Annotated in this window: 11 protein-coding genes; all 11 read right to left on the bottom strand. The window is 51.4% G+C overall.

Annotation, left to right across the window (positions count from 1 at the left end; translation table 11 throughout):
* Genes ACQ76V_RS07600 through ACQ76V_RS07550 form a run of 11 tightly spaced genes read right to left on the bottom strand, consistent with a single transcriptional unit; the run spans position 1 to position 13,517 of the window.
* Positions 1 to 7,257 (bottom strand): helicase-related protein, encoded by a 7,257-nt coding sequence (locus ACQ76V_RS07600; RefSeq protein WP_440999887.1) that lies wholly within the window; start codon positions 7,255 to 7,257, stop codon positions 1 to 3.
* Between the two features lie 4 nt (positions 7,258 to 7,261).
* Positions 7,262 to 8,521, bottom strand: a complete 1,260-nt coding sequence (locus ACQ76V_RS07595) for a hypothetical protein (protein ID WP_440999886.1) — start codon at positions 8,519 to 8,521, stop codon at positions 7,262 to 7,264.
* Between the two features lies 1 nt (position 8,522).
* The gene (locus ACQ76V_RS07590) at positions 8,523 to 8,846 is read right to left on the bottom strand and encodes a peptidoglycan-binding domain-containing protein (RefSeq protein ID WP_440999885.1); all 324 of its coding nucleotides are present in this window, start codon (positions 8,844 to 8,846) and stop codon (positions 8,523 to 8,525) included.
* Complete coding sequence (locus ACQ76V_RS07585) at positions 8,843 to 9,289, bottom strand: hypothetical protein (RefSeq protein WP_440999884.1); 447 nt, start codon at positions 9,287 to 9,289, stop codon at positions 8,843 to 8,845. The genes ACQ76V_RS07590 and ACQ76V_RS07585 overlap by 4 nt, the downstream gene beginning before the upstream one ends.
* On the bottom strand, positions 9,246 to 9,926 hold the full coding sequence (locus ACQ76V_RS07580) for a hypothetical protein (protein WP_440999883.1): 681 nt from the start codon (positions 9,924 to 9,926) through the stop codon (positions 9,246 to 9,248). The genes ACQ76V_RS07585 and ACQ76V_RS07580 overlap by 44 nt, the downstream gene beginning before the upstream one ends.
* Positions 9,927 to 9,929: 3 nt before the next feature.
* Positions 9,930 to 10,241, bottom strand: a complete 312-nt coding sequence (locus tag ACQ76V_RS07575; protein WP_440999882.1) for a hypothetical protein — start codon at positions 10,239 to 10,241, stop codon at positions 9,930 to 9,932.
* A 1-nt stretch (position 10,242) separates the two neighbouring features.
* The gene (locus ACQ76V_RS07570) at positions 10,243 to 10,605 is read right to left on the bottom strand and encodes a hypothetical protein (RefSeq protein WP_440999881.1); all 363 of its coding nucleotides are present in this window, start codon (positions 10,603 to 10,605) and stop codon (positions 10,243 to 10,245) included.
* Positions 10,606 to 10,620: 15 nt separating this feature from the next.
* The gene (locus ACQ76V_RS07565) at positions 10,621 to 11,034 is read right to left on the bottom strand and encodes a hypothetical protein (protein WP_440999880.1); all 414 of its coding nucleotides are present in this window, start codon (positions 11,032 to 11,034) and stop codon (positions 10,621 to 10,623) included.
* A 9-nt stretch (positions 11,035 to 11,043) separates the two neighbouring features.
* The gene (locus tag ACQ76V_RS07560; RefSeq protein ID WP_440999879.1) at positions 11,044 to 12,069 is read right to left on the bottom strand and encodes a transglutaminase-like domain-containing protein; all 1,026 of its coding nucleotides are present in this window, start codon (positions 12,067 to 12,069) and stop codon (positions 11,044 to 11,046) included.
* A gap of 30 nt (positions 12,070 to 12,099) precedes the next feature.
* Positions 12,100 to 12,495 (bottom strand): hypothetical protein, encoded by a 396-nt coding sequence (locus ACQ76V_RS07555; protein WP_440999878.1) that lies wholly within the window; start codon positions 12,493 to 12,495, stop codon positions 12,100 to 12,102.
* Positions 12,496 to 12,503: 8 nt separating this feature from the next.
* Positions 12,504 to 13,517 (bottom strand): hypothetical protein, encoded by a 1,014-nt coding sequence (locus ACQ76V_RS07550; protein ID WP_440999877.1) that lies wholly within the window; start codon positions 13,515 to 13,517, stop codon positions 12,504 to 12,506.
* Positions 13,518 to 13,686: the final 169 nt, after the last annotated feature.

Genomic DNA, 13,686 nt, shown 5'->3' with positions numbered 1-13,686 from the left:
TTAATTAAGGATGCCTCGGCCGTCAATATTCAGGTTGGTGATGATATACACGTCCCCATATTGGAAGACAGGACGCTTCCCGTCGTCGAAATAGTGGTAATAGTGGTGGTCGTCTCCTTTCTGGTCGCCGGAGTAGATCACCTTGTCGCTGCTGTACATGATGCGCTCGGCATGACCAATCGAGATCAGCTCGGCGCCAGCCGGTGGAAACAGTTCATAGTCGTAGCCGTCGGCCGGGAAATGGTGGAACTCCTGGTACATCTGTTCGGCATCTCCGTTGTTAAAGGCTCCTTTTAGGAGCTTCATGCGTTCAGTCGGGAAGGCAAACAGCGTGGTTCCCTCGGCGTCGATAATCATGGCTAGACCCTCATCCTCCGAGACAATGCGCTGCATAAATCCTTTGGTGTCAATAAATTCCAGTTCACCAACGGAGCCCGCGTACACCAGTGGGTCGCCAAATAAGGTTTTCAGAGGCATGGGGAGAGATTTCGTTGATTGTTTGCCGGATCGGTTTGGGCGTATTTTTTCGTCCGGTGAACTGTCGCGATAAATACCAACCACACGCACGCGAACCGTTCCTTTCACCCCATATTGGGGTGCAATGCGGTTGAGTTCTTCATAAAGCTCCGTACGGTCAGAAAATTTGGTCTTTACCAACTCGTTGACCACATCTTGCAATTTGGTTACGGTGTCCTGGTTGGAGGTGAGATCCAATTGGGCTTGCTCCAATTCTTTTTGGGTTTGCTGATGACTGGCCTCAAGTTCACGCAGGGTTTTCTTCGAGCGTTCCAGCTCGGAGGTAATCTGCTCAATGCGAGTCTGGGCCGATTGCTGCCAGCCTTGTTCCAGGGCTAGGAAGAGTCCGGCCAGTTTGTGTTTTATGATTGGCAGCCAGCGCTGGGTTTTGTACATGCCGAGCCGTTGCTTGATCTGGTCATAGGTTGCTTCGGTTCCGTCTGGATCCGTTTTTTGTTTTTCGGCCTCGATATCTACCTCATAATGGGCGAAAAAGTCAGATTCGTCGGCGATGATATTCCCTTTGTTTCCCGCCAGACTTCGGCCTGATTGGACTGGTTCGTCCATGCTCCAGCCGAATTGGTTATTTAGCTGGTCGCCTGCCATCTGTTTGATGGAACTCCATTTAATCTTATTGTAGAAGCTTCGATTGGGTGCGTTCGGATCAGGAATCAGGTTAAACAGCACCCGGCCATTGGCGTTATTTTTGGGCACTTCCAAAGCCAGCTCGTGGCGGAACCGGGGAATGCGTTTGCCGTCGGAAGACAGGTTGTTTTCAATGGTTCCTATCTCCCCGCTGTAGTCTAACCAGCCGATGCGAATGAGTCCTTGGTCAAGGGCTTCGGTGGCTGAAGTTGGTAGTTTTGAATCAATTAGTGCTTGTTCTCTTTGGATAGCAGACTCCATTCGCTCGGAACGTTTGGTCACGTCCTGGCTTGCTTGCCCAAGGGAAGACTCTAGACGCTGTGTCTCGCTTAGCAGGGAGTCGATGCGGGCCTTCAACACCTTGGTTTGGGCTTTGGATTGGAAGAATTCTTTGACTCGGGGATCGGAGTTGGTGGCGGCCACCATCTGCTCGTATTCCAGAGACTCTCCCTCGGAGTCGGCAGAGGTTTCCCGACCGTCGCCAAAGAAGAGTTCGTCGATCCAGCTTTGTTTCTTGCTGACTAGCTCTAGGCGATACTGATCGAAGGAATCCTTCATCAGGTAAAAGTGGATTTTCACTTTTCTGTGTTGGTTTCCCTGCCGGAGCCCGCGGCCGTTGCGCTGCTGAATTTGCGAAGGGGTGTAGGGCACGTCCATGTGATGCAGGTCGGTGGTCCATTTTTGCAGGTTCATGCCTTCGGCAATAGACTGGTTGCCAATCAGTACTCTGTACTTGCCCAGGTTAAAATCGTCTTGGACCTCTTTTTTGAGGGCTTCCTTGTCATCGGAGGAGGAGACAAAATAGTCATCACCTTTGCCGTCAGTACCAATAATCGAGCCGTTAATAATGGCTATTTCTTTGGCTGGAATCCCTTCTTTTTCGAGTTCCTGCTTAATCAGCTGGTGATAACTGCCACCTTTTTGGCCTTCCACAGAGATCCAGTCGCAGAAAATGATTTGATTGCGAAATACGGGGGCCGCTGGATTCTTGCGCCCGCTATACAACGCCTCGACAATCATAACAGCCCGGTCAAAGGTTTCTTCCATCTGATCGCTGCCATCGGAGAGTTTCTCGCGTTGCTTCTCGATTTTATTCAACAGGAACTGCTTGCCTACTGGAACCTCGTGGAGATTACCTTCAGTGGCCTTCATTTCTTGGACTACTTCATCAAAGTAGTTGAGAGACTGAAGTTTTTCGATAAGTTCATGGCGTGGGATTCGGGGATCGTTGTATGGGTTCGGATTTTCTCGCATATGAAGAGTACCCTTGGAGAAGAAGTCCCCATAGATGCTTTCCGGTACTCTGCTTGGAGCAGGGTTTTCACGGTAGGCGTAACTTTCGGCTACGTTATCGACCAGGGCTCCCAGTTTCAGGAATTTTCCATCCACGCCTGCGAAACTGTGGTCATAGACGCGGAGGTCGGTCGCAATTTTGCTGCCATCGCCGGTAATGACCAGGAAATTGTCTTTGGTCTGGCATCCGCGCTGGCGCATGCAGTCCAAGATGTTATCGGCCCGGAGGATGATATCATCAAATAACAATTTGTGAATTTCGCTGGGTTCAATCACCTCCTGTTTGGTTTCGGCCTCGGGGCGCTTGAATTTTGGTTTTAGCGCTTGGGGATTGCCCTGGTTGTCGGTTACGACTTTTCCAGACTCATCTTTGAGTAGGTCTGGAAACTTCTCGTAAAATCCCACCAGCTGATCATAGCTTTTGATGTCCATGACTTCGTCAATAATCGCCCGCATTTCTGGGAGATTATAGTATCCGGCTACTACGCGCTCGGTTCGGTATTCGCCGTTGGTCTTTTTGACGATCTTTTCTTCCTCGCGAACAAACTGGTTAATAAAGTTATCCAGGTTGGCAATTTGGTATTTTTCGAGCAGGTTCGGAGCACAGAGGTTGAGCATGTGCCATACTTCCACCGGAGAGTTGACGACCGGAGTAGCGGTCAGTACAAAGACGTTTTTAAAGCCTATTTTGGAAAACAGCCACTTCGTTTTTTGGAGGGCGTCTTCGGCTCGTTGGGACGGTTTATTAGCTGCAATGCCCAACTTGGCGGCTTTGGCGCTGCCCAGGGCATTTTTGTAGAAGTGGGCTTCGTCAAAGAATAGGGCGTCCACACCGAGCTCATCAAAAAAGATATCGGTATCCAGGCGCTGGGCACTGGCTACGTTGCGCAGCTTAGCCTCCCATTCTTCTTTCATCTTCTCCAGGCGGGTTATCATCGACTTTTTGGCCGTTGAGCTTAGCGCGTCATCCTCTTCGATAAGCTCGTCAAAACTGTCAATCATTTGATCGAAGTATTCGACGCGCTCCGAGTACATTTGCTGCTGGACGGCCGGAGAGAGTGGCAGGCTCTTGAAGGCGTGGTCGGCGATAAAGATTGCGTCCCAGTTGTAGAGCTGGGCCATAGTGAGTTCCTTGTGGCGTTCGGAACCCGTCATTTTCATATTGAGGATTTTGGCTTCCGGGAACAGCATGGCGTACTCTTCGACCCACTTTTCCTGAACTTTCCCGGGCACGACGAACATGGGCTTGTTGCAGGCTCCCTGTTGCAGCAGGACTTGGGAGGTAATAATGGAGGATAGCGTTTTCCCGGCGCCCACGTCATGGCAGTTGGCCCCGCGCCCGTTCCAAACCAGTTTCTCGGCGACCGCACGGTTGTGTTTATACACCGCAAAGTCTTTGACGCCGTAAAAGGTGTCAGACATACCACGCACACGGAGGGTGCTCCCATCGAATTGCGGGTTGATATGAGCGTTGTACTCGTGATTATATGCCTCCTCAATGAGGTCACGAATTTCGGTAGAGGCTTTGGTGCGTACCCATTGGTTGAACTTTTGAGGCACGCGCGTGAGCATCTGGTCATTATGGGTCCGCTGTTTGGCTCGGGCTCGTTCGATGAGCGCCTGCTGGCCGGTTTGCTCCGCTCGTTTGAGCGTCATATTCGGGAGCACATTGTCGTCCTCATCGTAGAATACCAGCGGGAAACTGGAATCCTGAATATAATTATTGATAATCTTGCTAAGTGGCGTCTCGCCCCAACCTTGGTTCCAGTCATCGGCCGTTTCCTCGCTATTTTTTATATACCGTCCGCCTTTGCGGAGCTTCATATAGAACCGGTTGCCGAGTTCGGCTTTATCTTTGACGAGGCCGATATGTACGTCCCGGTAGCCCAGCTCATCTTTGATCCACTGGGTAAGGACTTTCGTTGGCAAGTAGGTAAAAATGTGGCGCGGATCGACGGTAATGCTGTAGGCATCAATCCACTCAGGGAGCACTGCTTTTAGGGCCTCGGTATTTTTCTCCAGCTGGTTGTCTTCGGCCAGCTCTAACTTACGCCGAACATTTCCGGCCAGGTATTGGTAACGAAACTCGTAATTATTGGTCTCGGGATTGTAAAAGAAGTCAGGGTGGTTCTCAATTGCTTCGGTGAGTTCGGTCCGGCTGGCTGTGCCGCCCTTATAGGTGGACTGATAGAAATCAAGCGTCAGCTCTTCGCCGATGGAGCGGCCATACATGGCAATTTCAGCCAGGTCATCGGAGTCGGAAACCGCCGGCACGTAGTTGCGGTTAAATAGGGAGTCGGCATCGATGATATCGGCATATACGAGCTGGCCACTAATGGGATCGCGTTTCACAAAGGTCGTGAGTTTATACAACCGGTTGTCATAGCGGAATATCTCGCGGATATCCTCGTCTTCATCTGGAATGTCGTAGGCATCGATATGAGATTGAAGTAGCTCCTTAAACTCCCCACGAAGCGGCTCTTTCTGCTCGCTGTCTTGGGCCAGTGCCGTTACAAAATCATCGTATGTATCCAGCATCTGGCAGGCCGAGGCGATTTTTTCACGCAACCCTTCACCTGCTTTGTCGGTGCTTCCTACAGCAATGGGTTTAAAATAGTGGCGCTGTTTTTCGTAGAATTTCTCCCCGTGCCAGACAATATTCCCGGCGTGATAATCGCGGGTCGTCTCCAGGCACACGCCCTCATCGGGGATCCGGTAGAACGGCAACTGTCCCGGAAGCGGATACGGAAAGCGAAGACCGTCTCCAAGAACTTTACCGGTCAAAGCCTCATCCACCTGGCCTTTTACGCCCATGCGGGTCAGAAACTGCATGTCGTGGCCTTGAATATGCTCACCTAATACCTGCTGGGGATATTTCTGGTAATATGGGTTATAATAGGCCCCGTAGGATTCGCCGTTATGTTCGGTAATACTGACAGCAAGTTCCTGGTAAGCAAAGAGCTGATTTAATTCGCTGCCTACATCTGGATGGGTTTCGCCGTCAACATCAGGGTATTTTTGAAACAAGATCAGATCCGTGGTGACCAGCGTATCGGCATTGTCTTTGAATGCGGTCGAGGGCAACCGGTAGGCACCCACAAATCGGGCTCGCTGGACCATGGCCTGTCGGATGGCTGGATCCTTCTTGTCCATGGTACCGACTGAAGTAATTACCGCCAAAAATCCGCCGGGTTGGAGGGCGTCCAGGGACTTCAAGATAAAGTAGTCGTGGATGCGCGGATTGAGGGAAGCCAGCGGGTCGCGCTGGGTGTGAATTTTGATATCGCCAAAGGGGACATTGCCTATGGCTCCGGTCAGGTTGTATAGTGACAGGTCGGTCTGGGCAAAGTTTTCGTGCCGGACCAGCTGGCTTGGGTATAACAGCCCCGCAATGCGGGAGCTCACCGCCGACCGCTCAACCATCAGCATGCGATAGGTTTCGCGGTTGGGAAGGAAGCCTGCAAAATTGCCCACGCCCGCCCCGGGTTCTAAAATGTTGCCACCATCCACGCCCATGGCCTGGAGTTTATCCCAGATCATTTTGACTAACGGGTAGGAGGTGTAATGCTCGTTGAGCAGGCCACGCTCGGTCCCGGTTGCGTCTTCGCCATATCCGAGTCCACCGGCGCCGGTGTATTGTCGGAGCATATCCAGATCGGATTCGGTAATCGCCCGGTCCTCTTTTTCCAAGACGGCCAGTGCCGCTTCGTTGGCTTTCCGTCGCTCGGATTTCGAGAGTTTAATGGGGGCAAAGTTTTTCAGCTGGAGGCCGGAAAAACGGCTTCCAAATCCCGATTCTCCCGGCCGATCTTCGGAGGGTTGGTATGATGGGTCGCCATTATTTTCAGTCTTTTTTGCTTCCTGCTGGGCTGATGAAAATATCTTGTCGAAATCGACGCCAATTACTTTTCCATGGCCCCGAAACAGTTCCAAGGCTTGCTTGCGATGTTCGTTGGGAAACCTGTCGAGGGAAAAGGCGAGGGCCAGTTTTTTTATGGTTTCAGTAAAGGAGTCCTGAAGCTGCTGCAGGTCACTCGAAGGATTCTCGCGGGTCGTCAATTCGCTGGTTAGTTTTACTGGATTTCCAAGGAGGGAGTCAATACTACGGGCTGCTTGCTTGTCACCTTGATCAGCTTGCCAGGCCAGGTCAGTGAGCTGGTGCATTCGATTAGTGTTAAGCTGTCCATTTTTGTACGGCGTGTGAGCTGCTTTTGCTATTTGCGCCATACGCTGGGTCTTCACCTGCACCTCGACCGGAATATCACCGGCGGTGCCAGCCATCACGATGAAGTGATGTGCTCGATAGCCACCGACGGGTTCGGCGTATTTGTCTTCATGTTCAAATACTTCTCCGATTGTTCCTGAAAAAATTTCTTTGACTACTTGGTCCAGCTCAGCTTGACCCGCCAGCACAATCATGCATCCGGCCATATCCGTCAGCCCCTGAGTATAGAGCTCACCAGAATTAGCCTGCTTGATATCTCCTTTAATGCGCTTGCGACGCAATTTATTGATGACCGAGTAGGGCGATTTTACTCGGCCCTTTACGGTGGCTTCCGGTTGTAGGTCTTTGAGCTTGCTGGTTACCTCGTCCAAGGCCTGTTGGTAGTTGCCTCGCAAGTCGATCAATTGTTTGATTTCTTCGGTAAGCTTGGTCTCTTCGACAGTTTCGGTGTCGCCGAACTGTTGTGGGTTGGGGTCGTCGGCGTTGGGGATCCCGTCTCCATCAAAGTCGCCAAAAATGCCGGGGTAGTCCTCAGTTGTAATGTCTTCAAAAGGAGTAACAGTCGGATTGTCTCGCATGGGGTTAGCCTAATACTTTGGTTAGGAAGGCGTCCAGCTTAGCCTGACTATCTTTGGCCGCTTCGATGTCTATCTGCTGGGGTTTTTCGTCAGATGAAATATTATTCGTCGTCGGTTGTTCTTTCGACGACGTTTTTTCTTGTTTGGTAGAAGCGGGCTTGGGTTTAGCAGCCGGTTTCTTCTTGGTCTTTGTTGTAGGTGAGTCGGGTGCAGTAGACTTGGTCTCCTTTTTACCAAGCGCACGTTCCTGGCGCTTGTACTCTTTGGCGCCCAGCACGACTTTGGCGTGGTCCTGCTTATAAATTCGGATTTCCAGATCGCCATATTTGCTAACAAGTTTTTTCCAGCACGCTTTGAGTCCACCCCCTTTGCCTTCCGTGCAGGCTTGATATTCCAGATGGCCGTCCAGCAGCAAGTCCATGATGTATCGCTTCTTGGGATAGTCGGCCGTGTATCGGATAGACAGGTGGGCGTTTTCGGATTCTCCGGAATGCTTCGGGGCATAGCATGGCATTTTGCTTCCAAACATGGAGTTGATCCGTTTCCAGGATCGAATCTTGTGAAGGGTGTCGATTTCTTTGAGGGTAATCTTAAAAGGAGTATTCACTGGGTTTTCGCGTTTGTCTGGGTTGGTTTCTTCTTTGGCAGCAGGGTTAGCTGGTGTCACCTCGCGGTCTTGGGCCGTAAAGGGCACGGCGATAGCGGTAAGTTCTCGATAGCGATTTTTCTCGGTTTCGGCCCCGCCTTCTTTGGTGACTTTGATCTCAATATCACACTCATGGGCGATGCTGGTGTTGCCTTTATACTGCCCGTCCTTGGTGGCATGGGAGACCATGACAAACATGATTCCGTTTTCGCGACACCATTGGGCTAGCTCAACGGTTTCCTTGGCGTTGGCATCAATCACTGAAATGGAATCCAGGATGCAGGCGAAGGACCGGTTTTTAAGCAGAATTTCTTTGAGGGCCTGAATTGATTTCCATTTGGTGAAATTCAGGTTCCGGTGGGTGGCTCCAAGGCGTTTTACGCGGTCGACTAGCGTTTTGCCAAAATGCTCTTCGGCGGGGATATATTCGATGCGGCCATGTTCGGCTAAGGTGTCGGCCAGTCCCAGGCTCATCGTGGATTTTCCGGCGCCTTTTTCGCCCCAGATAAAAATGACGGCATTCTTCTCGGGTTCGCCGATAAGTCTCCCGTAAGGTTGGGCTACTCGAATGCCTTTGATATTCAGTTTTGCAAGCTGCTGGGCAGTCATGGATTCCATATTACTTCTGTCTGGTTTGTTTAATTGCGATTCCAATTCCAATAATGGCGATGGTCCCAATGGCAAGGAGAGCTGGTTTGGGTAATGCACTTTTCGTTGGCACCTGTAGGGATTGCTGGGTAATGCCGAGCCTATTGAGCAATACTTCATCAGCTGTTCCGCTTGGTGGTAGTCCCAATTTTTGCTGGGCTTGTTTGACCGCCTGCTGGGTTTCCGGGCCAAATATCCCATCGACGCCGTATTTGGGGAGCCCGATACCAAGGGCTTTCAATGCTGATTGCAGGTGCATTACCTGGGGGCCTTTGTCGCCTATGCTAAGAGTCATGTTGAAGATTGTTTTCTGTTATATAAAGAGAGACCGGCGACACCGATGGCAATACCGGCCGAGAGAATGCCCGCATGTTTGATCATAGACACAGTTTTGCTTTTAGCGACTGAATCCTCTAAGCCGATCATATCGCTTACCGCCTGCAGATCGACGTGTTCGAAGTACTGGTTGATGACGTTGGCATTTCGGTTGAATACCTGCTGGAAAGAGCGCCTGTCTTTGGTCAGATCAGCCAGGACAAGGGCCGTGGTAGCGGCTTGTCCTTTACGCCCGCTTAGGGCACGGTCGGCCAGACCGATTGCTTTTTTAAAAGCGTTTCGACTGGTTTGGCGCAGGTAACTGCTTAGATCACCCATTCCGTCATCAACGATTTGGTAGTCTCGGCCTTCAATAAGTTCATCCATTGGGCTGCTCCTCTTGTTTCTTGTTGTGCTCGGCAAGCCGGGTTACACTATCTCTAAGCCCGGGCATGAGGGGAGCCAGGAAGTACGCACCTGCGCCAATACCAATCAGCCATAATGCTTTGGTGAGCGTGCTATTGACGCCGCTGAAAGCATGCTGTGGGTCTGGTAGGTTGATGTCATACCAGGACTCGGTGGGCTGGGCGTACACTCCGCTTTGTTGGCCTTCCTGGATATCCAGATCAAGGGTCATCACGTTCGAGGAGGCGAGGGGCTTGGCCTGGGATACATTCGCCTCGGTGACATTGCTGTAGTGAAGTTCAAAAATAACAGGGTGATTGCGATCTGGTCGGAACGAGCGTCCGAAGACTAATCGAGCTTGACCGCGACAGCCGTCCCACATGCTGGTAACAATACGGGAGATCGCTAAGACAGACCGGTTTTGAGGATCCAGGGCGGCAACCACTACATCCGGGCAGACGACAAAAAGAAAGGAGTTCCAAAAAGTGCGATAGATATCGACCTCCACATCCACCGAAAAAGGCACGCCAGATTTCGGTAGTCCCCGCTCGGGGTGACGCCCGATGATGCGCAGTTCTCCGGCCTCCGAGCTTATGATATTACCCGATATAGCTGGGGAGCCTAACCCGTTGTCACTATAGTTAGAATGGCTCATCGGTTACCTCCCTCGGGTTATGATTCGAAGCGTCAGGTATCCCCCGGCGATCCATCCCAGCGTAGACTTGTTTCGATCAAACCATGCGCGAATGCCTTTGGTGGGATCCCCTTCGACCAGGCGCTCGCAGAGGGTTTGCTTGGGTTGGTCCGTTACTTCCGCACCCTTCGCTACTTCTTGCAACTGGACGGTGGGTTGCAGATACACTGTTTCTTGCGAGGTCGTTGGATTGGGATACCGCCCGTTGGGAATATGTCCGTCAATAAAGTGAGAGATCCCAATCGGATGGGTTGTTGTTTGAATAGCTTCGGTCATATCAGGATTTCTTTTTTAACAGGGTGTACGTGACAGCTCCACCAACGACGACAACGCCGCCAATAAGTAGAAGGGAGGTCATATTTCCATTTGACTTCTGGGCTTGCATCAACGCCATCTGTTGCTCGGGCGTCAGGGCACTGCCCCCAGATTGGGATTTCCCGCCATTGATAACTCCATCCACAGTTACGGCGGTATCGGCCGCTGTGGTTAAAAAGCTGGACAGGTCATTGAGGATACTGCCAAACTTGGTTTTCTTTGAGGTGCTGGTTGTGGATCCCACGGGAGGGAGGAAACTGTTTGTGTAGTTAAACGGCTGGGTCGTTTGCAAAAAGTCTAACTGATCGTAGGAGCTGTTGTTCATAGGGGTTGGGGTATGCTATTGGGATTTGGATTTTTTCTTTTTGAGGACCAACATGATGGCGGCTCCCAGGATGGCAACCCCGCCCACCGCTGCACCCGCAATCATGGCCGTGCTTGCGGTCTCTTGTTTGGCTGCCGTATCGGTGACGTTGTGCTGTAAGGCGGTCATAAGCTGCTGTTTTTCCTGTTCTATTCTCTTCTTTTCAGATAGCTTACGCTCGTGAGCTTTGCAGAGGGCTTGCGATTTTTCGCGTTTGCGTCGGCAGCGTTTGAGTTTTCCGAACATTTTGCCCTTACAGCTTTGATTGGCATACCGGCAGGGATCATCTTCTTCCCAGCCTCCTAATCCACCGCTAGGCAGCTGGCTGGATATGATTAATTGATCATTTTCGGGTTGTATAGCAACGGGTTGCAGATAGGAACTACTCATAAACAGTTGTTAATGGTTGAGGGCCCAGTAGCTAATCCCGCCGAGCGCGGCAAGCCCGGCCGAGAGTCCGCCGTACAGGAGCCATTTTTTGTTTCGAGATTGTTGTTGGTTGGCCAGGAAACTGTTGTCCAAGCTTCCAAATTTGTTCAAGTAATCAACGGCCGGTTGCCCATGGTCTTGGATAATCATGGCATACTGCTGGAGGATGGCGTTATCTTTTTGTGAAAATGAAATCACGTCCGAACGAACCCCTCGGGCCATCAGGTAGTCCCGCCATTGCCCGCGCTGGGTGCGTTCGCCCTTATCTTTGGCGCCAAACCACTTGGAAAACAGTGGTTTCATTGCGGCTCCCGTTTTCAAGGCTGTCGTGGCAGCAGCCGTCAGGGTAATGGGGTCAATGCCTAATCCGTCCGGCATCCGGTTGGGCAGGTGCTTGGACTTTTTGATCAGCCGCTCGTCAAACCTGAACCCGGGATATTTGGCGACGGTCGTATCAAAAGATTTCCACCCCTGCGGGGAGCGAAAGACGGTATAAATATGGTCGTAGGTTCGCCCCGTTCGGCTGACAATGCGAAACCCGGTTTGGATGCCCAGGCTTTGCAGTAGGGCCGCCGAAAGGATCGCGTGGTCGTCGCAATCCCCGGCTTGTTGCCGAATGGTCACGTCCGGAGATTGAATCCGCTCGATATTCCATGGGTCCCGCACGTAGTTGATATTTTTGGTTATCCACTTGTAAATGGCACCCGAAATTTGATCTACATTCCGCAGGTCAGGAAGACCGGTGTTAATATTTCGGGGAACCTTGCGGGTAATTTTTAGCGCTAACCCGCGGATATCCTCGCGTCCGGTATATTTGGTGACCAGCTTCGAGGCTAGTTCCAGGACACCTTCGATTCCCGGGTATTGCTTGCGCTGGGCAATAATAGAGGCGGCAGCATCTCCTTGGTGGGGGCTTGCTGCCGCCTTAGTGCTCGTCACTGAACCATGGGTCGTGACTGCGTTGCGGGAAGTTGGTATGGGATAGCTGCTACTCAATAGTTGTTGATATCGTTGATATGGATATGATTACCGGTTGGTTTTGACGAGCTTTTGTAGTTCGGCGATGACATCAGTGAGCAGTCGCCGGACTTGTGGGCTGACGGTCGTGCCCGTGAAACTCAACAATTGATTACAAGCGAAAGGGGCAGGGATATAGCAAAGCGTATTAGCGTGTTGCCCTAATCCATCCACAAGGGGATATATTGTTTTTGCAATGCGTTCGGCTCCTATATCCCTGCTTATCGCTTCCACAGAAAGTATCTTTGCCATCCGGACCCAGTCGGCCATAGTGATGGGATTCCCGCCCTGTTGCATTAAGGCCAGCTGCGAGGTTATGCGCTTGGCATAGCAGGCGTATCCGCAAGGTTGACCCGCCAGGTATTCCAAGGCCATTTTCAAAAGGGTAAGTTGTCCGGGGTTCATCGTGTTCGTTACAGGCTAATGGTTGGTTCGGCGTGGCCGTTGGTATGGGGCGGTTCAAACATGCCGTTTAGCGTAGGTGATGTTTTAAATTCATCGGAATCCTCTGAGTTCTCCTGGGAGGGAAGGTGCCGAGGAGTCTGGTCCCCGGCACCTTTGGGTTGGCTCGCCTCGTCGGTAGAGGGGCTATGGGGTTGTTGGGGTAGCGAGCCGGAAGTAGGTCGTAATTGGCTTTTAAGAGATTCAGCCATGGCCTTGGCCTGCTCTTCGTTGATATCAGAGCCAGCAGGCGTGGGATTTAATTGTTGATTTTGCCCGCCCTGACCCGCAAACAGTTGGGAGATTACGGTAAAAAACATGGGGGCATTTTCTTCCAGCATATCCAGCATGCGGCTTCCGGCATCGCGGCCGCCGGCCCGCTGCTCCATCTCCATGCGGAATTTTACCTTTTCCAGTTCGCCAAGCTCCTTTTCGAGAGCCTTCAGGTTACTTCGTTGAATTTCTTTGAGGCGGTCAATTTCGTTGCGGTGGGATTCCTTGAGGTCGCCCAGCTCTTTTTGGTGGGTCAATAGCGTAGCCGTTTTGTCTTCGGAGAGTTGTCGCTTAAGGCCCATGATTTCATCGACGAGCTGACGAATTTTGCGGTCGGCGTCATGCAGCTCACCTTCCAGGCGTAGGGCCCGTTGCTGGTAATAATTCTCAGGAGCAGTTCTGCTGACATCTACAGTTTCTTGGATCAGAGTACCCGGCTTCTCATCTGCTGGTTCAATGCGAAATCCGATCACAATATCTTCTGAGATGCCCGTGTGGAGAGAGTAGAGCCCCGGTTCCAGTTTGAATATGGCTTTTACCACATTGAAGGGCTGCCGGAAATTGAATGGGAGCTCCTTTTCTACTTGCTGGAGTTCGTCGGTGGTACCGGTAATACGGCCAAAAGTCGGTAGGCCCTGCTCTAATTCTTCTAGGCAGGTGGCATAGTCCCGATCTTGGGTTTCTTGTGGCTTATTTTCCAGCGTTTCAGGCATCGGTTTAACGTTGGTTAGCGTAATGCAATAGCACCACTGTTGTCAATAACTGATGCTAACGTAACACTAAATCAAATCAGGAAAAATACCCCGGGATGGGCTGGAACAGAGTGTAATTGACTGTTTCCGTTTGGGACAGAATGGGAAAAGATGAGACAGGATGTGAAGA

The organism is Fodinibius sp. SL11 (genome assembly GCF_052060035.1).
Lineage (GTDB): Bacteria > Bacteroidota > Rhodothermia > Balneolales > Balneolaceae > Fodinibius.
The sequence above is the reverse complement of the archived record's forward strand: the minus strand, read 5'-3'. Positions and strand labels throughout refer to the sequence as shown.